Raw genomic sequence first — 22,919 nt, 5'->3', positions numbered from 1 at the left:
ATTATGTTGCGCTGGGGGGTTTTATGGTGCCGATCGTTCGCCGAACGCTGAGCGTCGCTTTGCTTGTTTCGTCCGCGCTCACGACCCTGCCGGCATTGGCGCAGTCGGCGACGGAACAGCCCGCTGGTCCGACTCCGGCCGACGACAACCAGGACGAGATCATCGTCACCGCGCAAAAGCGGGACGAGAATATCCAGAGCGTGCCGATCAGCATTCAGGCGATCGGGACCCGGCGGCTCGACCAGCTGAACGTGACCAGCTTCGCCGATTATTCGCAGCTGCTGCCCTCGGTTGCGTTTCAGAGTTCGCAGCCGGGCGTCACCACCGTCTATATGCGCGGGGTCGCCAGTGGTGGTGACGGCAACCATTCCGGCTCGCTGCCATCGGTCGGCGTCTATCTGGACGAACAGCCGGTGACGACGATCGGCGGCACGCCCGACATCCATATCTATGACGTGGCGCGCATCGAAAGCCTCGCCGGGCCGCAGGGGACGCTGTACGGTGCGTCGTCAGAGGCCGGCACGATCCGGATCATCACCAACAAGCCCGACCTGAAAGAGTTTTACGGTCGGGTCGATGGCGAGCTCAACACCGTGAAATCGGGCGGCATGGGCGGCCGGCTGGAAGGAATGCTGAACATCCCGCTGTCGCAAAATGCGGCGCTGCGGGTCGTCGGCTTCTATCAGCATGATGCCGGCTTCATCGACAATGTCCCGGGCACGCGCAGCTTCATCGGCGGCATCACCGTCGACAACCCCGAATTCGTCGAAAAGGACTATAACGATGCCGATCTGTGGGGCGGTCGCGCCGCGCTGAAGATCGATCTCGACGACAACTGGACGGTGACGCCGACCATATTGTACCAGGAACAGCGCGCCCATGGCACCTTCGGCTACGATGCCAAGGTCGGCGACCTCGAAGTCCAGCACTTCTTCCCCGAATATCGCCGGGACCGGTTCATACAGGCGGCGCTGACGATCGAGGGGAAGGTCGGCAATTGGGACCTGACCTATGCCGGTGCCTATTTCGACCGGCGCGCGCTGCAATCGTCCGACTATACCGATTATGCGGAAGCCTATGACTCGCTCTATGCGTCGGTCGGCGGCATCGCCGGCTATTTCTATTTCCAGAACAATGCCGGGCAGCAGATCGATTCACGCCAGCGCATCATCGGCACCGATCATTTCAAGAAGATGAGCCAGGAACTGCGCGTCGCATCGCCGCAGGACGAACGCTTCCGGCTGGTCGCCGGTGCCTTCTACCAGCATCAGAGCAACCGCATCGGACAGGATTATCGCGTCGCCGACCTTGCCGACAATCTGTCGGTCAACGGCCGTCCCGGTACCCTGTGGCTGACCGAGCAATATCGCGTCGACAAGGATTATGCGGTGTTCGGCGAGGCCAGCTATGACCTGCTGCCGAAACTGACGCTGACGGCCGGTGGCCGCGCCTATATCTTCGACAATTCGCTGATCGGCTTCTTCGGCTTCGGTCGCGATTTCGACGGTCCGCCCTATAACGCGGCGGGCAGTTCGCGCACCGGCGTCGCCGGCTGTTACACGACGACGGGTGCGCTGGTCCGCGACAATCCGGGCGGCACCCTGCTGCCCGCCGCCGTCGGTGGCAGTCCGTGTACCAACCTTGCCCAATATGTCGGCGGTACGCTCAGGCCGCGCAGCGTCGACGGGCAGGGCGCGACCTATCGGCTCAACCTGACGTGGAAGCCGACCGACGGCCTGATGTTCTACGGCACGTGGTCGAAGGGTTTCCGCCCCGGCGGGATCAATCGCCGCGCGACCGTCGCGCCCTATGCGCCTGATTTCCTCATCAATTACGAGGCGGGGTGGAAGACGACGCTCCTCGACGGCCGGTTGCGCTGGAATGGTGCGGTCTATCAGCAGAATTGGAACGCCTTCCAGTTCTCGTTCCTCGGCGCGAACAGCTTTACCGAAATCCATAACGGTCCGGACGCGCGCATCCGCGGTGTCGAGAGCGACGTCGCCTTCAATCTCGGCGGGCTCTCGCTCACCGCGGCGGGATCGTACACCGATGCCAGGATCCAGCGGAACCTGTGCGCGATCGACGATCCGACCTATAGCTGTGCCGGCACCGACAATTTCATCGCGGCACCGGTCGGTACCCGTCTGCCCGTCACCCCGCGGTTCAAGGTCAGCGGCAATGCGCGCTATACGACACCGATCGGCAGCACGGCCAAGGGCTATGTGCAGGCGCTGGTGACGCACCAGAGTTCGGCATCGTCCGATATCCGCACCGCGGTCGTGGAAACGGGGACCGGCGATATCGTCAACCCGGCGGCACTGCAGGGGCGGCTGGCCGCGTTCACGACCGCCAATTTCGCGGTCGGTACCGATCTGGGCACCTATTCGCTCGAACTCTATCTCCAGAATGCGTTCGACGAACGGGCGCAGCTGTCGCGCTTCCAGCAATGCGGCAGCTGTTTCCAGCGACCCTATATCGTGACCAATACGCCACGGACGATCGGCATCCGCGCCGGCGCCCGCTTCTGACCCCTTCGGAAAGATCGTTCATGCGTAGCATTGCTTCCGTCCTCCTCGCGCTGGCCCTGACCGCCGCGCCGGCACAGGCGAAGACCGTCGTCGTCACCGCCGCGCATATGGTCGACGTCCTGTCGGGCAAGCGGGTCGACAACCCGCAGGTGACGATCGTCGACGGCCGGATCCGGACCGTCGGCCGCCGCGGCGACGCGGTGCCGGCGGATGCGGAACGGATCGACCTTGGCGACCGTACCTTGTTGCCCGGCCTGATCGACATGCACGTCCACCTGACCAGCGATCCGACGCTGAGCGGATACAAGGCGCTGGAATTCACCGACAGCTACTGGACCGTCGTCGGCGTCGCCAATGCCCGCCGGACGCTGAACGCCGGCTTCACCACCGTGCGCAATGTCGGGTCGAGCGACTATGCCGATGTCGGTCTGAAACAGGGGGTCGATCGCGGCGAGATACCGGGGCCGCGGATCGTGCCGGCCACCTATGCGCTGGGCGTCACCGGCGGGCACTGCGACGCCACCGAATTTCCGCCGTCGATTACCGTGCCGCAACCGCAGATCGCGAACTCGCCCGACAGCTTCCGCGCCGCCGTCCGCACCGTGCGCAAATATGGTGCGGAGGTCATCAAGGTCTGCATGACCGGCGGCGTGCTGTCGAAGACCGACTCGGTCGGCGCGCAGCAGTTGAGTTTCGAGGAGATCAAGGCGATCGTCGACGAAGCGCATATGCTGGGGATGCGCGTCGCGATCCATGCGCATGGGGCGGACGGGATCAACACCGGCCTGCGCGCGGGCGTCGACACGATCGAACACGCCAGCCTTGCCGATGCGACGTCGTTCAAGCTCGCGAAGGAACGCGGCGCGTGGTTCGACATGGACATTTATGACGACGACTACATCCTTGCCGAAGGGGCGAAGAACGGCGTCTTTGCCGAAAGCCTCGAAAAGGAACGCCAGATCGGCCGCAAGCAGCGCGAGACGTTCCGCGCGGCCCATGCCGCCGGGGTCAAGATGCTGTTCGGCACCGATGCCGGCGTCTATCCCAACGGCAACAACGCGCTGCAATTCGCCAAGATGGTCGAATGGGGCATGACCCCGATGCAGGCGATCCAGTCCGCGACGAGCAGCGCGGCCGAGGCGCTCGACCGCACGCGCGACGTCGGGGCGATCGCGGTCGGCCGGTACGGCGACCTGATCGCGGTCGATGGCGATCCGCTGACCGATGTGCGGACCCTCGAACGCATCGCGTTCGTGATGAAGGGCGGCAACGTCGTCGTGCGACCGGCCACGCTGGCCCGCTGACGGCGTTGCCGACGCCGATCGGCTTCGTCCGATCGCCGCCCGACCGCCCGGCAGGGCGCGAATCCGGAGGACCGGACCGCGCCCCGCCGCACGTCAATCGGCGAAGGCGGCGTCGCCATCGGCCAGTTCATACACGTAATAGGCATGGCCGTTCTGGGTATAGCTGCCCACCAGATCGAGCGCCGCGACGCTGGCCCCGCCGGTCGAGGTGATGCGTACCGTCCCGAACGGCGCGGTCGCGGATACGTCGCCCAGATGGCTGGGGTCGAGCGTCCCGTTGCCGGTCAGCACCAGCCGCCCGCCGGACCCCAATTCGATCCGGCCGTCGCCATCGGCATCGTACAGCGCGGTAATGGTGACCACGCGATCCTTCCGTCCGAACGATGCGATGCTGTCGCTGCCCCAGTTCACGTCGAGCGCGGTGTCGAACAGGAACACGTCGCCCCGGCGGTCCTTGGCGTCGCCCGCCAGCGCATCGTCGCCGAGCATCCCTTCCTTCCACCCCTTTTGCCGGGTCGATGCGTCGGCATAGGCGAAATGCCCGTCGTCGTCGGTGCCGATAGAGCGCAGGCTCCTGGGGCCGCCGACGAAGCGGACGGTGTCGGTGCCCTTGTCCGGCCCGTCGAAATCGAGCACCCCGTTCCTGCCGAACGTGATGATGCCGTCCTTGTTGCTGTCGACGATGGGTTCGTCGACGATCAGGATGTCGCTCCCGCCAAAGCCCTTTACGCTGTCCTTGCCGGTGCTGGTCCCGGCGATGTGCAGCGTGGTCGGTCCCGGTCGGCCGGTGACGTCGACGGCGTCGTTGCCGCTGGTGAAGCCGGGGACGACATCGCCGCTCAACCGTTCGAACAGCAGGAACGGATCGTTCTGCGGTGCTGGTTCGACGATATCGACGACCGACGATCCGACCGGCTTGCCGTCATAATTCGGGTCGTCGCTCGTCACGCTGTAATCGATCTGGCCGGTGGTGCCGGGTTCGGCCCCGGCGACGATCGTCGCGTCGATCGTCGTGGTCAGCGGTCCGTCCGGGTCGAAGGTGATCGTCACCGGCTTGCCCGGTCCGTTGCCAAGGTCAATATCGTCACCCGGCATCGCGGTCACCTGTACCGGCCTGGTCGGACGGGCACCCTCGGGCAGCGACAGGTCGATGGTCAGCCGGTCGCCCGGCTGGGCGTCGCTGTCGGGGCCGCGCACGATGACGTCGGGCCGGACGAAGGTGCGCAGCGACCCGTCCTTGATCAGCAGCCCGCTGTCGAGATACGCGTCGCGGCCATCCTTCACCTCGATCGTCAGGACGTTTTCCTGCCCCCCGATCACCTGTCCGGCGATGGTCAGCATCCTGGTATAGGCGTCCGCGCGGATCTGGTCGGCAAGCGGGCCGCTGCCCGACGCGTTGAGGATGAGGTCGCCGCTGCCCGAATAGACGAGGCTCTTGAGCGACAATTCGGTGCCGTTCGACAGCCGCCCGATCTCGACGCCGTTCAGCTTGATCGAGAACAGGTCGGACAGCTTGGTCCCGTCATATTCGGGCAATTCCTCGGTAAAGAACACCGCGTCGAAGGCGAAGCCGGTGTCCCCGTCCTTGGGCGTGAAGCGATAGGTCAGCTGTGTCGTATCGCCCGGCAATCCTTCGGTGCCCAGATCGCTAGACAGGTCGCCCGACGGTTCGACGCCATCCGCCGAAACCCGAATGGTCGGCACCACCGTTTCGCCGCTACCGCCCGATTCCGCGACATAGAGATACAGCGGTTGCGCGGTGCTGACCGTCTGGTTCAGGTCGAACGCGATCGATCCGCCATCGCCCAGCGTCAGCGCACCGATCGCGGCCCCGGTCCCGATCCCGCCGGCCTCGCCGAACCGGTCGAGCCGTGCCCCCGCCTCGTTGACCAGCTTGAGATTGATCGCGCCGCTGAGATCGGCGTCGGTGCCGCCGAAATCGCCGGTCGAGCGCAGCTTCCCCGCCTGGTACGTCATGGCGTCGGCCGAGAAGTCGAACACGTCCAACCGCGGCAGGATCGACGGATCGTCGAGGCTGAAGTCGTTGTTGGCCGCCAGCAGTTCGGCAAAGGCCTGCTGGTCGATGCCCTTGTTGCTGAGCGCCACCGCACCGACGTCGAAACCGCTGTAGATGCCGGTGCCGCCGCCCTGCATGCTGTTGCTGTCCGACAGGCGGATCGAGTTGATGTCGATGCCCAGATGCGACAGGTCGGCGCGATAGATGTCGGTGTTGCCGACCCGCCCGATCCGTTCGAACTGTACCGGGACCGAGGTGATGAGCGTCCCGCTATGCTGCACGGTATTTTCGCCGGGCAGGTCGGTGACGCGCCCGGTCGACAGGATCACCCCCTTGCCCAGCCCGAACGGATCGCCGCTGAAGGTGCCGAACGCCTCGGCGCTGCCCGACAGGGTCACGCTGGTCTTGGTCGTGCCGCTCGCCGCGTCGAACGTGCCGGTGAGCGCGGTCGGCGACGAATTCTGCGTGACGGTGAAACCGCCTTTCTGTTCGGCCGACAGGGACGCGGTGCGCAGCGTCGCTGCCGGATCGACCGTGTCGGGCAGGGCGGTCGTCAGTTCCTGCCTGGCGGTCGGCGGATTGGAGGGATCGCCGGTGAGCGGGTCGACATAGTCGAACGCCTTGCCGAGCAGGTTCATGCCGGTAACGTTTTTGACGATACCGATCAGCTCCGGCACCGGACCGCCGAGCATGTAGATCTGGGTATCGCCATCGACTTCGCGCAGGAAATAGCTGCGCGCGGTGCCATGTAGCTGGATGACGTCGCCATCGGCCGCCGAATAGTCGGTGATGACGCCGTGATTGGCATCCCCCTCCGGCGTCTGCCGGGTGTAGAACGCACCGAAGGAATCGCCGAGTACGAAGCGATCGGCTCCCGCACCGCCGGTCAGCGCGTCGATTTCGCCCCGATCGTAATTGCTGGTGGTGGAATTGGCATCCTCGACGATGCGGGTGGTCCCGACCAGCACGTCGTTGCCGTCGCCGCCGTCGATCGTGTCGTTGCCGGTGCGGCCGTACAGATAGTCGTCGCCATCGGCACCATGGAGTTCGTCGCTGCCCGACGCCTGTGACCGGTCACCGCTGATCCGGTCGAGGAACAGCGTGTCGATGACGGTGTCGGTGCCGGTGATGATGTCGTTGCCGCTGCTGCCGATGACGTTCAGCCGTTCGATATTGGTGAACTGCACATCGTCCGGCGCATCGCCGGGGATCGGGCGCGGCATGCCGGTGTCGCCATAGACGCTGTCCTCCAGCGTCACATAGCGGCCGGTATTGCCCTGCACCTCGCTGCGCAGCACCCGCCCGCCGCGAGCGGTGTAGTCGACCGAATAGGCGGTTTGGGTAAAGCCGGTCGAAATGACCCGGCGTCCGTCCTCCAGCATCGAATAATCGAGGAACAGCGTGTCGCCCGGTGCCTTGCGGAACGCGTCGACGCTGTCGATCTCGTAGATGCGGCTGCCGACGCGGTCGAGGGCATAGCGGTCGGACAGGCCCCGCACCGCCAGCCCGCCATCGATCGTATCGCGGCCGAGACCGCTTTCGATCCGGTCGCTGCCGTCGCCGGAGCGGAAATCATTGTCGACCCGGCCGACCTGGCTGATGCGGTCGTTGCCGCGATCGGTCACCACGACCGACAGGCGTTCGAACCGGGTTGCCGCCGCGCCGCTCGCAAGCCGCAGATTGTAGTATTTGTAGTCGCTTGCCGGGGTGTCGCCGCCGTGGATCGTCACGTCTTCGGTGATGCCGGTCAGGTTGATCGCCAGCGTGTCGACACCGCTGCCGCCGTTCAGGAAGAACACGACATCCGGGTTGCTGTTGCCGCTATAGGCGGTGCTGCCCGCGTCGCTGATCCCGTCGTCGATCATGCCGCCGCCGATCGAATCGCCCGAGCGTGAAAAGCCCCAGCTGACCGTATCGCGGCCCTGCGCGCCGTAGATCACGTCGCTGCCGATCCCGCCGGCCAGCGAATCGTCGCCGCTGCCGCCGTACATCCGGTCGTCGCCATTGCCCGCGATCATCCTGTCGGCGAAGCGGGTGCCGGTGAAGTCGATCCGCTCGATCCCGGTGAAATCGACCCGGTCGAGCGTGCCGCCATCGCCGTCGGCATGCGACAGGCGCCCTTCGGTGGAATAGACGAAGCGGCCCGACACCCCGCCGCCGACATCGGCGTCGACCGTCGAATAATCGACCTTCAGCGTGTCGGTCCCCGCGCCGCCGATCACCGCGTCGGACACCCTGCGCCCGGCGATATGGGGATCGATGACATTGTCGCCGTCATCGCCGCGCAGCACGTCGCCATAGGCCGAACCGCGCAGATCCTCGATGCCCGAATAGCGGTCACTCTCGGCATCGGCCCCCTTGCCGATCGCGGTCAGATCGACCTCGACCGCGCCGCCCGATCCGGCATAGTCGGCAAGGTCGCGGCCCGCTGCGCCGTACATCGTGTCCGCGCCCACCCCGCCGACCAGCGTGTCGTCACCGCCCGCCCCGGCCATCCGGTCGTTGCCGGTACCGCCCTCGATCCGGTTGTCGCCATTGTCGCCGATCAGCGTGTCGTCGAAGCGGGAGCCGACAAGGTTTTCGAACGTGCTGAACCCGCCATCCTGTGCGCCGAGGACCGCCGCCATGACGATCGTATCCGGCGCGGCGGCGGGATCGGGCTTGCCGTCGGCACCGAACGACCGCAGCAGATCGACCGACACCGCCTTGGTCGCGCGGGCATAGCTGAGCGTATCGACGCCGGCCCCGCCATCGAGCGTGTCGCCATCGCCGCACGCGAAGACCAGATCGCCGCCACCACCGGCCAGCACCAGATCCGTGTTCAGCCCGCCATCGATCGTATCGTCGCCGTCGCCCGCATCGAACTGGTTCGCCTCGGCATTGCCGACCAGCATGTCGTTGAAGGTCGACCCCTGGATCGCCTGGATCCTGATAAGCGAGTCGCCCTCCGCCTCGCCATAATATTGGACGATGCGGTTCAGGTTGACGTCGACCCCCGCCCAGCTGGTGATGTAGCTGGTGGCGTTCACCCCTCCGCCGTTTGCACCGCTGCCGCCGTTGAGCACGTCGGCACCCATTCCGCCCATCAATATGTCGTTGCCCGATCCGCCGAACAGCGAATCATTGCCCTCGCCCCCTTCCAGATAGACGTTCTCGGTCATCGCCTTCGCATCGATGCGGTCGGCAAAGGCGGTGCCGATGACGTTCTCGATGCTGATCAGTTTGTCGCCATCGGCCTCGCCGCCACTGGAGGTCGCCGATCCATCCTGCGAGATGGCGATCCGGACCCCGATCTTCTGCGCGGTGTTGGCCGTCGAATAATCGACGGTATCGCTCTCCGCGCCGCCATCGATCGTGTCGGCACCCTGGCCGCCCGAAAGCTGGTCGAGACCGCTGCCGCCGGTCAGCGAATCATTGCCGTCGCCGCCCGACAGCACGTCCTCGCCGTTCCCGCCGGACAGCGTGTCGCTGCCCCCGCCGCCGACCAGATTGTCGTCGCCGTCGCCGCCATCGACCAGCGAATCCTGCGTCACGTCGCTCTGGATGATCAGCGCATCGTTACCCGCGCCGAAACTGGCGACGATCCTTCCCGCCGTGATCCGCTGCGTGAAGCCGAAGGCGAGAATGTCGAGCTTGTCCGGTACCACCACCGGATTGCCGCCGCCGCCGCCGGCGATGCCGCCATCGCCGGCGTCGCGTGCGCGGGCGATCAGATAGGATTCCTGTTCGGGCGCGCCGGCCATCTGGATCGGCTTGTAGACGGTCTGGCCATTCTCCTCGTCGGGAACCGCGCGCTCCGTCGCATCCGCACCGACGTTCAGCCGGACATCGCCGCTGTCGAGCAATGTCGCGAGGCCCTTCGCATTGGGTTCGGTGATGACGAAATCGGGATGCGGGCATTCGAACGCGGTGAACGACCCCAGCGTCTGGCTCGCGATCGGGAAGTTCTTGCGATAGGTGAAGAAGGCGAAATCGATGACCAGCCGGGCATTGGCCTCGACCGTCGCCACACCGCCGATCGGATCGAAGATGCAGTCGATCGTCTTGGCGGTCAGGTGATAGCGGCCGGCGGTATCGCCGTTCAGGAACGCATACAGGCCGAACAGGAACGACACCCCGACCGTGAAACTGCCGCCACCAAAGCCGATCCCGGCCCCGCCGCGCAGCTCGACGTCGAGCGCGCCGATCGGTTCGAACTGTTCGTCGTTGAACGGCGGGGGTGCTCCTTCGCCCTGCTGCGGTCGCGTGCTGGCGTCATATTCGGGCGTCGACAGATAGAAGCCGAGAAACGGATTGCCCTTGTCGAATCCATAGCTGTCATAGCCCAGATCGAAGTCGAGCGAGGCGCGGATCGCGCCGCTGATCTCCGCGCCCAGCGGGCCGATGATCGGAAAGAATTTCGAAAAATGCTGTTCGAAGGTCAGCGGCGGCACGTCATATTCGACGAAGCTGACCGGTTCGCCGGTGCCCAGCAGCAGGTCGGCGATCAGCGCCGGGTTTTCGAGCAGGCCGAAGCTGAAACCCTTGCTCTCGCCCACCTTCGCCGCCGACAGCGCCGCCTGTTTGCTCATCGCGCCGGTGTCGAAATTGGTCAGATAGGCGAGGGTGGCGCCGTCGACCTTGCCGCTGTCCTTCAGCGCCTTGGTCAGGATGCCGAAGATGTCGTCGTCGCTGGCCTTGAACGTCGGGCTGCCGTTCTTCGTTTCGATACTGCCCAGCGTGACGGTCTGGCTGGTGTCGATCGCGCCCAGCGTGCGCAGCACGTCGATGATCGCGACGACCTTGTACCACGGCTCGACGATGCTGCGCAGATCCTCGCGCACATAGACGACGAGGTCGGCCAGCGTCACCTTGCCGTCGCCCTTGCCACCGGTGCCGCCGACCGTGTCGAGGCCGAGACCGATCGCCGAATTGATGCCGTTGATGACCGGCACCGGCGACGTCGCGACATCGACCAGCGTGCCGAACGGCGCGGCGTTGAACACGTCGGCGACCGATTGCGCCGCATCCTCGACCAGCTTGAAATAGGTGCCGAGATCGATGGTCACGTCCTGGATGCCGAACGACTTCGTCGACACCCCGTCCTTGTCGACGTCGATCGACGCGACCAGTTCGCCCCCGATCGTCGGCAAAAATTCGAGCGCCCCCGCCGTCGTGCTGGCGAAGTCGAGGTCGAGCTGCCCCGTCGCGCTGAAATCGGTCTTGGCACCCAGCGTGCCGTCGGTCTGCGTGACATCGACCGCCACCGTCGCGATCAATTCATGCGCGGCAGGATCGTCGGGGTTGGCCGGATCGACCGGCACCGCGTCCTTGAACGTCACGCCGATGAACCCCAGCCCCGCCTCGCCCTTGGTGATCGACAGGTCGCCGGTCAGCCCGATCCTGACCTCCGGCTCGACATTGTCGGCCAGCGTCATCTTGCCGTCCTTGGCGACGGTCAACTCGGCACCCAGCACCGCGGCAAGCTTCAGCCCGACCGCTGCTTCCAGTTTCAGGAAGCTGCCGAGACTTTCGCCGACCTGCGCCGCATCCTTGCCGGTCGGCGAGAATGTTTCGGTCCGGGCAAAGGTCAGGGTGACGCCCGCATCCTCGGTCGCGACGGCGGTTACGCCCTCGTCCTTCAGCTGATCGGTGATCGCCTTGGCCAGCGCGTCGGCGGCATCCTGTTCGGTGGGTTCGTCGGGTACGGCCTGTACGACCGCCAGCAATTTGGTGTGGATCGACGTGTAGAAGGCGAGGGCATCGGCAACGCCCGGCGCATCCTTCAGCGCACCGACGAACGGCAGCGACACCTTGTCGATCTGTGCCACCAGATTCGCATCGATCTGCGCAAAGAAATCGTCGATCGCGGTTTTGACTTCGTCCTTCAACGCCATGCCAATCACTCCCCTGTCCGGGGCGGAGTATGGCGATCGGGCAAGCGGGGGTGTGCACCGCGACCATGGTGGTCGCGACGGCATCGATCCGATTGTCCCTTGCGGTCCATCGCGGACCGTCGCGCCCCCAACCCCCTGCTTGCAAACCCGATATCGCCGATCGACCCAGACAAAGTATTGAATGAATCGGACATCGGCGCGACACGGGCACATCAATCGATCGTGGGGGCGAACGATGACGACGCGCATGACCTACTTGCCGCAGCACCCGTCGTTACAGGGGCTGGTCGACGCAATATATGTATATCGGTGTGATCAACCTTTTCGGCAGCGCTGGGCCGGCGCGCTGTTGCCGCAACTGACTTGGCAGATACAGGGAGCGTTCGCCTGGCGCGCGCGCGGCGGCGAAGCACAGCCGATCGGTCGTGCCGCCATCCTCGGCCCCGCATCGGCGGCGATGCAGCTTGAAACCCATGGGCCGATGGTCGTCATCGGGCTGGGGCTGTTCCCGGAAGGCTGGGCGGCGCTGCTGCCGATGGCCGCCGGGACGATGGTCGACCGCGTCGCCGCGCTGCACGATGTCTGGGGCGACGACGCCGACCTGCCGCTGGCCGGCAGCGCGGCGGACGACGATGCGACGCTTGCCGGACGGATCGACGCTCTGTTGTGCAACCGGTTGCGTGACGCGTTGCCGGTCGATCCGCGCATCGCCACGATCACCGCATGGGCCAATGGCAAGGATCACGACATCGATGCGCTGGCGGCGTCGTTGCAGGTTTCCCGGCGTCATCTCGACCGGATCACGACCGCGGCCTGCGGCCTGCCGCCAAGCGTGCTCGCCAACAAGCAGAAGATCATGCGCATGGCCGCCGCCCTCGCCATCGGCATGGACAACCGCCGCGCGGTCTGGACCGAGGAGTTTGCCGATCAGGCGCATTTCAACCGCAACTTCAAACGCTTCATCGGCGTGACCCCGACCCGGTTCCTGCAGGCCGACGATGTGCTGGTCCGCGACGTGATGCAGGCCCGCTTCGCGATCGCCTCGCACCATCCACTCGGCCTTTCGACCGACACCGCTGTCCCGTTGTGAAGGGCGGGTCAGGCCGGACGTAGATCCGGATGGCCCGATTATCTGCCTTACCCTTGCGAAGGCGGGCGATGGCGGACGCAAGCCCCCGGCTGCGCGTCAGTCGAACGTCACCGCGATGTTGTCGATCAGCCGGGTCGTGCCGATCCGCGCCGCCGCCAGCAGCCGGGCGGGGCGGCCGCGGATGGGGGCGGTCAGCGTTTCGGCGTCGACCAGCGTGACATAATCGGTGTCGAACCCCGCCCGGGTCAGCATCGCCACCGCCGCTGCCAGCGCGGTCGCGGGATCGTCGCCGCGTTCGATGCCGCGCTTCGCCTCGCCCAGTGCGCGGGGCAGGGCGACGGCGCGGGCGCGTTCGGTTTCGTCGAGATAGATGTTGCGTGACGACAGCGCGAGGCCGTCATCCTCGCGCTGGGTCGGCACGCCGACGATCTCTACGGCCAGGTTCAGGTCGGCGGTCATGCGCCGGATGACCACCAGTTGCTGGAAATCCTTTTCGCCGAACAGCGCGACCGCCGGGCCGACCTGTCCGAACAATTTGCCGACGACGGTCGCGACCCCGTCGAAATGGCCGGGGCGGTGTGCCCCGTCGAGCACGTCGCTGACCCCCGCCACGCTGACATTGGTCGCAAAGCCCGCCGGGTACATTTCCTCGACCTCGGGCGCCCATAATATGTCGACGCCGGCCTCGGACAGCATCTGCGCATCGGCCGCCTCCCGCCTTGGATAGCGCGCCAGATCCTCGTTCGGACCGAACTGTTTCGGATTGACGAAGATCGACACGACGACCCGCGGCGCGCGGCGGCGGGCGGCATCGACCAGCGCCATGTGCCCGGCATGGAGCGCGCCCATGGTTGGAACCAGCGCGACGCTCTCCCCGGCCTGGGTAAACTGGCCGAGCGCTTCGCGAAGCACCTCCAACCGACGTATAATTTGCACGGCCGATGGCCCTTCGATATGGGTGGGGGAGGCGGCTTTACTGGATCAGGCCGCTCGGGATCAACAAGGTTGGGTTGCGCGCTTGAACGAAGGTTCGGATCGGTTGCACGTCATCGTGTTCGCCAATGAAAAGGGCGGCACCGGCAAGTCGACGACGGCAGTGCATGTCGCCATCGCCCTGGCGGCAAAAGGTGCGCGGGTCGCGTGCTTCGACCTCGACCATCGCCAGCGGACGCTGGGCCGCTATCTCGACAACCGGGCGGAGACGATGAAGCGCACCGGCCGCAACCTGCCGATGCCGGTCTATGACACGCATGACGGCGAAAGCATGACGCGGTTCAACGACGCGCTCGGCCGGCTGGGTGAAAATGCCGAATATCTCGTGATCGATACGCCGGGCCGCGACGATCGCTTCGCGCGGATCGCGGTGACCAATGCCGACACGCTGGTCACGCCGATGAACGACAGCTTCGTCGACTTCGACCTGATCGGACAGGTCGATCCCGACACGTTCAAGGTGACGCGGCCGAGCTTCTATTCCGAACTGATCTGGGAAACGCGCAAGCACCGCGCGAAGATCGACGGGTCGACCATCGACTGGGTCGTGCTGCGCAACAGATTGCAGCATATCGAGGCGCGCAACATGCGTCGCGTATCGGAGGCGATCAATTCGCTGTCGAAGCGTGTCGGCTTTCGCGTGACGCCCGGCCTGTCCGAACGCGTCGTGTATCGCGAGCTGTTCCCGTCAGGGCTGACCATGCTCGACCGCAACGAATTCGGGGAGATGGGGCTGGCGCATGTCGCCGCGCGGCAGGAACTGCGCGAGATGATGGGCGGGCTGCAACTGCCCGAACCGCTCGGCGCGCCGACCGCGATCTGACACGGCAGGAACGATGCTCAAGCTCGTCCTGATCGTCGCGGTGATCCTCGCCTTCTGGCTATGGCTGCGCGCCAAGCCGAAAAAGGTCGGCGGCGAGGCGGAAGCGCGGGCGATCCTCGGCGTCGGCAAGGATGCGAAGGTGGGCGAAATTCGCGCCGCGCACCGGCGGCTGATGCAGGCGGTGCATCCCGATCGCGGCGGATCGGCCGATCTGGCGCGGCGGATCAATGCGGCGCGGGATGTGCTGCTGGGGCGGCTGCGGCATTGAGATTCGGTCGGAAGACAAGAAGAAGGTAGTTTTCGCGCAGAGGCGCAGAGGCGCGGAGGGGTTGCGTGCAGCGCGACGGCACCCGCGCCAGCGGGCCTTCCGACCGGTTGAACCGTTGCGTACGGTCTCCCGGTCGCGGGTGGTTCGCGGCAGGCGCAACTCCTCTGCGCCTCTGCGCCTCTGCGCGAACCTCTTCTTTTCTCTGCTCTCCGTCCCTGCTTCGACCTAAACTCGTCCGCCTTGTAACGGCGAGGATTCCGGCATGGCGCATGACTTCCACCCCAGTTCGCTGCGCGAATACGACATTCGCGGGGTCGTCGGGCGGACGCTGGGCACCGCCGACGCGCATGCGATCGGGCGCGGGTTCGCGACGCTGGTGCGCCGCGCCGGCGGCACCCGCGTCGTGGTCGGGCGCGACGGGCGATTGTCGTCGCCGGCGCTGGAGGCGGAGCTGGTCGCCGGGCTGACCGCGAGCGGGGTCGACGTGGTCCGCATCGGCCTGGGCCCCACGCCGATGCTCTATCATGCCGAAGCGATGCTGGAGGTCGATGGCGGTATCCAGATTACCGGCAGCCATAATCCGGCCGATTACAACGGCTTCAAGATGGTGTTGCAGCATCGCCCGTTCTTCGGCGACGATATCCAGCGGCTGGGCGCGATGGCGGCGGCGGGCGATTGGGACGATGGCACGGGCACCGTCACCGACCACGACCATGTCGACGCCTATGTCGGGCGGCTGATGGCGGGCTATGCCGGCGGCAGCTATCGCATCGGCTGGGACACGGGCAGCGGCGCGGCGGGGCCGGTGATCGAGCGGCTGGTCGCGCTGTTACCCGGCGAACATCATCTGTTGTTCACCGAAGTCGATGGCCGCTTCCCGCACCATCACCCCGACCCGACCGAGGAAGCCAATCTGGTCGACCTGAAACGGCTGGTCGCCGACAAGGGCCTCGATTTCGGGCTGGCGTTCGATGGTGATGGCGACCGGATCGGCGCGGTCGACGGCCGGGGGCGGACGCTGTGGGGCGACCAGTTGCTGATCCTGCTGGCCGAACCGCAACTGCGCGAAACGCCGGGGGCAACGATCATTGCGGATGTAAAGGCCAGCCAGCTGTTGTTCGATCGCATCGCCGAATTGGGCGGCACGCCGCTGATGTGGAAGACCGGGCACAGCCCGATGAAGACCAAGCTGCTCGAAACCGGCGCGCCGCTGGCCGCCGAAATGTCGGGGCATGTGTTCTTCGGCGGCGACGATTTCGGGTTCGACGATGCGCCCTATGCGGCGGTACGGTTGATCCGCGCGATCCATCTGAGCGGGTCGTCGCTGACCGAGCTGCGTGATGCGATGCCGGAAATGGCGACCACGCCCGAACTGCGCTTCAAGGTCGACGAGACGCGCAAGTTCGCGGTGGTCGACGAGGTGCTGGCACGGCTGGCGGCGGCGGGCGCGGACGTGAACACCACCGACGGCGCGCGGGTCACCACGGCGGACGGCTGGTGGCTGCTGCGCGCGTCGAACACGCAGGACGTGCTGACCGCGCGGGCGGAGGCGCGGAATGAGGACGGGTTGGCGCGGTTGCTGGCGGAGGTTGATGCGCAGTTGGCGGCGTCGGGCGTGGTGCGGGGGTAGCTGGTCGGTTCGCGCGGAGGCGCGAAGGGCGCGAAGGGGTTGCGTTCGGGGCAGCCTTTCCTCTCCCCTCCCTGACAAGGGAGGGGCCGGGGGTGGGTCGGCCTGCGAGGGAATGCTACGCTATACCACGGGCCTACCCACCCCTGACCCCTCCCTTGTCAGGGAGGAGAGAAACGTGGCCGACCCCAACGCAACCCCTTCGCGTCCTTTGCGCCTTTGCGCGAACCATCCTTGCTCGTCCCAAACTGGACCCTCGCCGCCCCCGGGGTGGCTTTTCCGCCCCCGAAGCGCCATCTGTCGCCAATGGCGCAACCGCAGATCATCCGTGTCGTCGACCTCGAAACCACCGGGCAAGCTCCCCCCGCGCATGGCGTGTGCGAGGTCGGCTGGCAGGACGTGGCGCTGGGTGAGGACGGCCGCTGGGAAATTCATGGCGAGGGCGGTGCGCATTTCGTCAATCCCGGCCGCCCGATCCCGCCGGTGACGCAGGCGGTGCACCATATCCTTGACGAACAGGTCGCCGATGCGCCGTGGTGGCAGGATATCGCGCGCCGCGTGCTCGATCCGTATCCGCGCCGCGTGGCGCTGGCGGCGCATCGCGCGGATTTCGAACAGAAATTCTGTACCGCGCAGCTGACGCACGGTGCCGACTGGATCTGCACGTGGAAGTGCGCGCTGCGGCTCTGGCCCGACAGTCCCGGCTTTTCGAACCAGATGCTGCGCTATTGGCGCAAGCCTTATGGCATCGCGCATGAGCGCGGACTGCCCGCGCACCGGGCGTTTCCCGATGCCTATGTCACCGCCTTCCACCTGCGCGACATGCTGAACGAGGCGTCGATCGCGCAGCTGCTCGAATGGTCGCGGCTGCCCGGCCTGTTGCCGCGCGTGCGCTATGGTCCCGATCGCGGGCGGGCATGGACCGAGATCGACGACGATTCGCTCGACGGCTTCCTGACCGATCGCGACGAGGATGTCCGCTACACTGCCGAGACCGAAGTGGCGCGGCGTCAGGGTGGGGGAGAGATCAAGCCGCGCAGCCGCAACGACTGGCTGTTGCTGTGACGCTGACGCCGATGCAGGTGGTGCGGGTGCATTGCCCGGTATCGGCCAATGTGCTGGCGCGGTTGCAGGCGGGTGAGGCGGCGGCGCTGGCCGATGGTCCGGTGCTGTCCGGGGTGGTCGGCGTGATCCGGGCCAGCGACGTGCTGGGCGCGATCGGCCCATATCGCGGCGTATTCGAACTGGGTTTCGGGCTGGAAAGTTTCGTGCCCGGCAAGGACGCGCTGCCGACGACCGGACGGGCCGGCGAGGCCGAGGTGGTGCCGACCGTGGTGGTGAAGACCTATGCGGCGGAGGGCGCGGATATCGCGGCGGCGCTGGCGGCGATCGTCGCGGTGCATCCATGGGAAGTGCCGGTGATCGAGGTCGGGGCGGTGGAGTTGGTCAGGCGGTAGGCTATTCCTGCCTTATCCTACCTCCACCCTGCCCCATCCGTTCGCTTCTCGACTTCGCTCGAAGCTGCTCGAACCGAACGGGTATGGCTGAGGGAGGGGAGGGAAGCCTACCCCTGTCGCCCACCCAGCAGCGACCTCGCCCCTTCCAGCGATACCCCGAACACCAGATGCGCCAGCGCGCCATAGGCGTGGGTCGCGGCCGGCGTCTCCCATGGCGCCGACCCCAGCCCTGTCGCCGGCACCGCCGTTTCGTCGAGCAGCGCCGAGGTCGCGATACCGTACAGGCTCCCGAAACCGCGCGCCGCACCCGGACGATATTCGGTGAGCACGCCGTACAGCCCGCCCAGCGCCGCGCCGGTCAGGTAATGCACCGCCTGTCCCGCCTGCGGGCGGTAGGCGTCGGGGACGCGGTCGCCGGTGGTGGCGATCGCGACCTTGTCGGCGGCTTTCACCGTTGCGGGATCGTCGTCGCTCTGGTCCTGTCCCATCGGCCCGGCGGCGACCGACTGGAACGCGGCCATCGCGGCGGCGGCGATCAGGCCGGCGGCGATCCCGGCGAACAGGCCGAGGACGGGACGGGGATGCGACATGGGCGGTGCTCCGGCATGGGGGAGCGAGGCAAACGGTTGACGGGGCAGGGGTTTCCGCGTCCGGGCGGAACGGTGCGGTAGCGTTCTCCTCCCCGCCACCCCGTCATCCGTCGAGGCTTCTGCGAACGTCGCGCCCTCGACTACACGGGACCGTACCCCCGCGCAGGCGGGGGTCCAGAGCCAGGCAGAACAACGGCTTGTGCTTGGAACCCTGGACCCCCGCCTGCGCGGGGGTACGCTAGGGGGCAGGAATCGATACTTTCGCAGAGGTCTCGACAAGTCCGGGGTAACGATGGGGCAGTTGATCGAACGGCGACCGGTCCGCGCCGGATAGTCGCTTACTTCTCCAGCGCGTTCCATGCCGCCACGAACGCCCGCGCGCGCTCGCCGACGGTTTCGGCATCCATGCCCGGCACATACAGCGCCGAACCGAGGCCGTAGCCGGCCGCACCCGCCTTGTGCCAATCGGCCAGCACCGACGGGACGATGCCGCCGACCGGCAGCATTCGCACGTCGCGCGGCAGGACGGCGCGCATCGCCTTCATCGCCGCCGGGCTGGCGGCTTCGGCGGGGAACAGTTTCAGCGCGGCGGCACCGGCTTCCAATGCCGCAAAGGCTTCGGTCGGGGTCGCGATGCCGGGCATAGCCACCAGCCCGCGCTCTGCCGCCGCCGAAATCACCGCGGGATTGGCGTTGGGCGAGATGATCAGCGTGCCGCCCGCCGCCTCGACCCGGTCGACCTGCTCGACGCTCAGCACCGTGCCCGCGCCGACCGCGGCATAGCCGTCCAGCTTCTTCGACAGGCGGGTGATGCTTTCATACGGGTCGGGCGAGTTGAGCGGCACTTCGACGATGGCGAAGCCGGCATCGATCAGCGCGTCGCCGATCGCCTCCACCTCGTGCGGCTGGACGCCGCGCAGGATCGCAACCAGCGGGCAGCGGGCAAAGGCGGTGTCGAAGGCGGTCAGGTGGCGCATGCGGACAACTTTCGGATGTGGGTGATACCGGCGATAAAGGCATCCTCGCAGCCGCTGACAATGGCGCGGCTGCCCAGCGTCTCGATCGCGGTGGCGTAGAGGGTGGCGAGATCGCCGTCGGCGACCAGATGGACGTCGCGGCCGTCGCCGATACGCGCCGCCACGTCGCTGCCGATCAGCACGCCGCTGGCATAGGAAGCGGCGTGCGATGGGTCGCGCAGGCCCAGCACGTGCGATGCGCGGATGCCGAACAGGCTGGCGGCGAGGTCGCGCTTCGCGCCTTCCCGAACGCCGTCGCGAAACGCATCGCTGGCGGTCACCGGCGCGGTCAGCTGCGGTGCCAGTACGCCGCCGCCCTTGAGCAGCGCGAACAGTTCGCCGGTCATCGCGGTGGTGAAGGCGGTGACCTTGCCACCGGTCAGCTCGACCCATTTGCAATGGGTGCCCGGCTGACACAGCAGCGCGTCGGGCGGCACCTGTCCGGCGAGCGCCGCGCCGAGCAGCTGCACCTCCTCGCCGCGCATCACGTCGCCGTGACTGCCGTCGGTAAAGGACAGGCCGGGCACGATCGCGGTCCGATCGTCGATCCATGTCAGCTGCGCGGCGATGTCGGCGATGTCGGCCGGGACCGTGACATAGGGTGCCACCCGCCAGCCGATCGTCGACCCGACCATGCCCGCCATCAGCACGGGAAGGTCGCCCAGTTCGGCCCGGATCGCCGCCAGTTCCTGCGGATAGTCGTCGGCCGTCATGGCCGATACGCCCTTGGGCGACCTGACCACGGCAGCGATGCGACCGTCCTCAATGGCGTAGGCGCGGCGGTTGGTCGTGCCCCAGTCGAGGGCGATGAACGGGCTCACCACCATGTCGCGTACAATGCGATCAGGATCAGGATGACGCCCAGACCGGCGATGTTGAAGCCGGTCGAGGTGCCGAACGACACGCCCTGCATCGTAATGCGGTTGGCGTCGCCGCGTCCCTTGATCGCCAGCGACAGCACGACCGCCAGCGCAAGGCTGAGCAGGAACACCAGCCCCATCCGGTCCATGAACGGAATGCCCGGCGCGAAGGTGCGGAACAGATAGGACAGCACCACCGACGCCACCGCCGCACCGATCGCACCGGCTTCGGTCGCGCGCTTCCAGAACAGGCCGAGCAGGAAGATCACGGTGATCCCCGGCGTGAAGAAGCCCGAAAATTCCTGGATGAACTGGAACGCCTGATCCGCGCCACCCAGCAGCGGCCTGGCGGCGACGATCGCGATCAGGATGGCGACCGTGGCGGCGATGCGGCCGATGCGGACCAGCTTGCGCTCCATCACCGCGTCCATCGTCCCGCTCTGGCTGGTGCGCTTGGCGTAGAGATCGAGGGTGAAGATCGTCGCGATCGAATTGATCTTGGACGCGGTCGACGCGATGATCGCGGCGATCAGCGCGGCGAAGACGAGGCCGAGCAGCCCCGAGGGCAGCAGCCGCATCATCGTGGGATAGGCTTCGTCCGGCTTGGCGAGATCGGGCGCGAGCACCACCGCGGCGATGCCCGGCACGACGATCACCAGCGGCATCAGCAGCTTGAGATAGGCGGCAAAGACGATGCCCTTCTGCGCTTCGGGCAGCGACTTGGCGGCCAGCGCGCGCTGGATGATATACTGGTTGAACCCCCAATAGCTCAGGTTCGCGATCCACATGCCGCCGATCAGCACCGACAGGCCCGGCAAATCCTTGTAGAAAGGATTGTCCGCGGTCAGGATCATGTCGAATTTCTCGGGCACGCGGCGCGTCAGTTCGGCGAACCCGCCCATCACCCCGGCATCGCCGCCGATCTGCGACAGCGTCAGGTAGGAGATGGTGAGGCCGCCGAACACCAGCAGTGTGACCTGCACGATATCGGTCAGCGCCACCGCCTTCAAACCCCCGCGCAACTGGTACAGCAGCGCGAACAGCCCGAGCCCGATCAGCGCCACCGTCTGGTCGACGCCCGCGACCTGCGTCACCGCGATCGACCCCAGCCAGATGATGCTGGTGAGATTCACGAACACGTACAGCGCCAGCCAGAACACCGCCATCAAGGTGCGGATCGACGGGCCGTACCGCTGTTCGAGGAACTGCGGCATCGTATAGATTTCGTTGCGCAAAAAGATCGGCAGGAAGAATTTGCCGACGATCAGCAGCGTGAGCGCCGCCATCCATTCGTACGACGCGATGGCGAGGCCGATCGCATAGCCCGACCCGGCCATGCCGACGATCTGCTCCGCGGAAATATTCGCCGCGATCAGCGACGCGCCGATCGCCCACCATGGCAGCGACTTGGACGCGAGGAAGTAATCGGAGCTATCCTTTTGATGCCCCCCCTTGTCGCGGCTCACCCATTGCGCCAGGCCGAAGATGCCGATCGCATAGATGATCACGACGATCAGATCGATCGTCGACAGACGCATGGTTTCCTCCCCGGCCTAGCTTTTGATGCCGGACAATTATACGATGAATGCACTGTGTCCAGTGCCAAGCGGCATGGACGAACCGAAAGGAGACGGGATGGCGGCGCGGATGACGGGAATGCCCGGCGGCAATTTGACCCGCGCGACGCTCGACACGCTCGGCCGCGCCATCGTCACCGGCGAATATGACGAACGCCCGTTCCCGACCGAGGCGGAAATCGGCAAGACGCACGGCATCAGTCGGTCGGTAACGCGCGAGGCGGTGAAGATGCTGACCGCCAAGGGGCTGGTCAGCGCCCGCCCGCGTCAGGGGACGGTGGTGCGCCCGGCGGCGGCGTGGAACCTGTTCGATCCCGATGTGCTGCACTGGCTGCTCGACCGCAAATTCTCGGTCGACCTGCTGCGCCAGTTCAACCAGCTGCGCGTCGCGATCGAGCCGGAGGCGGCGGCGCTGGCGGCGGTGGCGGCGGATGCGGAGGATCAGGCACGGATCGCCGAGGGTCTCGCCCGGATGGCGGCGGCGGAACGGGGCGAGGACGATCCGCTCGACTCCGACATCGACTTCCACGTCGCGATCCTGCTCGCGACGAAAAACCCCTTCTACGCGCAGTTCCGCGAGACGGTGGCGACCGCGCTCAACACCTCGATCCGCTTCACCAACACCATCGTCGGTCGATCGGCCAGCGTCGAACAACATGCGGCGGTCGCCGAAGCGATCGCCGCACATGATCCGGTCGCGGCCCGCGCGGCGATGCGCGCGCTGATCGGCGACGTCCTCGACCTGATCGAGGATCGGGGGGAGGGGTAGACGCGATGGCGCTCTTCCCCGTCACCCCGGGCTTGACCCGGGTGTGGATTCACATTCGAAGTGCAACGGGATGAAGGCTTCGGCGGGGGTTTGGAAGCCGAGGCATTTTCGGGGCGTATGGTTG

15 protein-coding genes are annotated in these 22,919 nt (G+C 66.4%); 9 read left to right on the top strand and 6 right to left on the bottom strand.

What is annotated here, in order from left to right; all coding sequences use genetic code 11:
• Window positions 1-23 precede the first annotated feature (23 nt).
• Window positions 24-2,528 (top strand): TonB-dependent receptor, encoded by a 2,505-nt coding sequence (locus ASE50_RS04375; RefSeq protein ID WP_056396144.1) that lies wholly within the window; start codon window positions 24-26, stop codon window positions 2,526-2,528.
• Window positions 2,529-2,548: 20 nt separating this feature from the next.
• The gene (locus ASE50_RS04370; RefSeq protein ID WP_056396140.1) at window positions 2,549-3,832 is read left to right on the top strand and encodes a metal-dependent hydrolase family protein; all 1,284 of its coding nucleotides are present in this window, start codon (window positions 2,549-2,551) and stop codon (window positions 3,830-3,832) included.
• A 93-nt stretch (window positions 3,833-3,925) separates the two neighbouring features.
• Here ASE50_RS04370 and ASE50_RS19650 read toward each other — a convergent pair whose 3' ends face one another.
• On the bottom strand, window positions 3,926-11,725 hold the full coding sequence (locus ASE50_RS19650) for a choice-of-anchor L domain-containing protein (protein ID WP_056396135.1): 7,800 nt from the start codon (window positions 11,723-11,725) through the stop codon (window positions 3,926-3,928).
• Window positions 11,726-12,074: 349 nt separating this feature from the next.
• Here ASE50_RS19650 and ASE50_RS04360 point away from each other — a divergent pair, with 349 nt between their 5' ends.
• On the top strand, window positions 12,075-12,815 hold the full coding sequence (locus tag ASE50_RS04360) for a helix-turn-helix domain-containing protein (RefSeq protein WP_162236157.1): 741 nt from the start codon (window positions 12,075-12,077) through the stop codon (window positions 12,813-12,815).
• 96 nt (window positions 12,816-12,911) lie between these two features.
• Here ASE50_RS04360 and panC read toward each other — a convergent pair whose 3' ends face one another.
• Complete coding sequence (panC, locus tag ASE50_RS04355) at window positions 12,912-13,751, bottom strand: pantoate--beta-alanine ligase (RefSeq protein ID WP_056396129.1); 840 nt, start codon at window positions 13,749-13,751, stop codon at window positions 12,912-12,914.
• A gap of 82 nt (window positions 13,752-13,833) precedes the next feature.
• On the opposite strand from panC, the gene ASE50_RS04350 reads away from it, so the two are divergent.
• The 5 genes from ASE50_RS04350 to ASE50_RS04330 all read left to right on the top strand — a co-directional run bounded on the left by ASE50_RS04350 (window position 13,834) and on the right by ASE50_RS04330 (window position 17,983).
• Window positions 13,834-14,631, top strand: a complete 798-nt coding sequence (locus ASE50_RS04350) for a division plane positioning ATPase MipZ (RefSeq protein WP_056000313.1) — start codon at window positions 13,834-13,836, stop codon at window positions 14,629-14,631.
• Between the two features lie 13 nt (window positions 14,632-14,644).
• Window positions 14,645-14,899: a J domain-containing protein gene (locus tag ASE50_RS04345; protein ID WP_056396123.1), complete on the top strand. Its 255-nt coding sequence runs from the start codon at window positions 14,645-14,647 to the stop codon at window positions 14,897-14,899.
• 262 nt (window positions 14,900-15,161) lie between these two features.
• Window positions 15,162-16,529, top strand: coding sequence for a phosphoglucomutase/phosphomannomutase PgmG (gene pgmG / locus ASE50_RS04340; RefSeq protein WP_056396119.1), 1,368 nt, complete (start codon window positions 15,162-15,164; stop codon window positions 16,527-16,529).
• 303 nt (window positions 16,530-16,832) lie between these two features.
• A complete protein-coding gene (locus tag ASE50_RS04335; RefSeq protein ID WP_056396116.1) occupies window positions 16,833-17,591 on the top strand; it encodes an exonuclease domain-containing protein in 759 nt (252 codons plus the stop codon).
• Window positions 17,588-17,983, top strand: coding sequence for a hypothetical protein (locus tag ASE50_RS04330; protein ID WP_235512151.1), 396 nt, complete (start codon window positions 17,588-17,590; stop codon window positions 17,981-17,983). The genes ASE50_RS04335 and ASE50_RS04330 overlap by 4 nt, the downstream gene beginning before the upstream one ends.
• 107 nt (window positions 17,984-18,090) lie before the next feature.
• On the opposite strand, the gene ASE50_RS04325 is transcribed toward ASE50_RS04330, so the two are convergent.
• The 4 genes from ASE50_RS04325 to ASE50_RS04310 all read right to left on the bottom strand — a co-directional run bounded on the left by ASE50_RS04325 (window position 18,091) and on the right by ASE50_RS04310 (window position 21,987).
• Window positions 18,091-18,573, bottom strand: coding sequence for a DUF1440 domain-containing protein (locus tag ASE50_RS04325; protein WP_056396113.1), 483 nt, complete (start codon window positions 18,571-18,573; stop codon window positions 18,091-18,093).
• A 338-nt stretch (window positions 18,574-18,911) separates the two neighbouring features.
• Window positions 18,912-19,550, bottom strand: coding sequence for a 2-dehydro-3-deoxy-6-phosphogalactonate aldolase (locus ASE50_RS04320; protein WP_056396110.1), 639 nt, complete (start codon window positions 19,548-19,550; stop codon window positions 18,912-18,914).
• Window positions 19,538-20,416, bottom strand: coding sequence for a 2-dehydro-3-deoxygalactonokinase (locus ASE50_RS04315; RefSeq protein WP_056396108.1), 879 nt, complete (start codon window positions 20,414-20,416; stop codon window positions 19,538-19,540). The genes ASE50_RS04320 and ASE50_RS04315 overlap by 13 nt, the downstream gene beginning before the upstream one ends.
• Window positions 20,407-21,987, bottom strand: a complete 1,581-nt coding sequence (locus tag ASE50_RS04310; RefSeq protein WP_056396105.1) for a sodium/sugar symporter — start codon at window positions 21,985-21,987, stop codon at window positions 20,407-20,409. The genes ASE50_RS04315 and ASE50_RS04310 overlap by 10 nt, the downstream gene beginning before the upstream one ends.
• Before the next feature lie 73 nt (window positions 21,988-22,060).
• Here ASE50_RS04310 and ASE50_RS04305 point away from each other — a divergent pair, with 73 nt between their 5' ends.
• Window positions 22,061-22,795 (top strand): FadR/GntR family transcriptional regulator, encoded by a 735-nt coding sequence (locus ASE50_RS04305; protein WP_156347295.1) that lies wholly within the window; start codon window positions 22,061-22,063, stop codon window positions 22,793-22,795.
• Window positions 22,796-22,919: the final 124 nt, after the last annotated feature.

Origin of the sequence: Sphingomonas sp. Leaf5 (genome assembly GCF_001421155.1) — a bacterium.
In the GTDB taxonomy this organism is placed as follows: Bacteria; Pseudomonadota; Alphaproteobacteria; order Sphingomonadales; family Sphingomonadaceae; genus Sphingomonas.
The sequence above is the reverse complement of the archived record's forward strand: the minus strand, read 5'-3'. Positions and strand labels throughout refer to the sequence as shown.

Excerpts from the sequence above, each read along its gene's own strand:
- ASE50_RS04375 (WP_056396144.1), top strand. The coding sequence starts at position 24 with ATGGTGCCGATCGTTCGCCGAACGCTGAGCGTCGCTTTGCTTGTTTCG.
- ASE50_RS04370 (WP_056396140.1), top strand. The coding sequence starts at position 2,549 with ATGCGTAGCATTGCTTCCGTCCTCCTCGCGCTGGCCCTGACCGCCGCG.
- ASE50_RS19650 (WP_056396135.1), bottom strand. The coding sequence starts at position 11,725 with ATGGCGTTGAAGGACGAAGTCAAAACCGCGATCGACGATTTCTTTGCG.
- ASE50_RS04345 (WP_056396123.1), top strand. The coding sequence starts at position 14,645 with ATGCTCAAGCTCGTCCTGATCGTCGCGGTGATCCTCGCCTTCTGGCTA.
- pgmG (WP_056396119.1), top strand. The coding sequence starts at position 15,162 with ATGGCGCATGACTTCCACCCCAGTTCGCTGCGCGAATACGACATTCGC.
- ASE50_RS04335 (WP_056396116.1), top strand. The coding sequence starts at position 16,833 with ATGGCGCAACCGCAGATCATCCGTGTCGTCGACCTCGAAACCACCGGG.
- ASE50_RS04325 (WP_056396113.1), bottom strand. The coding sequence starts at position 18,573 with ATGTCGCATCCCCGTCCCGTCCTCGGCCTGTTCGCCGGGATCGCCGCC.
- ASE50_RS04320 (WP_056396110.1), bottom strand. The coding sequence starts at position 19,550 with ATGCGCCACCTGACCGCCTTCGACACCGCCTTTGCCCGCTGCCCGCTG.
- ASE50_RS04315 (WP_056396108.1), bottom strand. The coding sequence starts at position 20,416 with ATGGTGGTGAGCCCGTTCATCGCCCTCGACTGGGGCACGACCAACCGC.
- ASE50_RS04310 (WP_056396105.1), bottom strand. The coding sequence starts at position 21,987 with ATGCGTCTGTCGACGATCGATCTGATCGTCGTGATCATCTATGCGATC.
- ASE50_RS04305 (WP_156347295.1), top strand. The coding sequence starts at position 22,061 with ATGGACGAACCGAAAGGAGACGGGATGGCGGCGCGGATGACGGGAATG.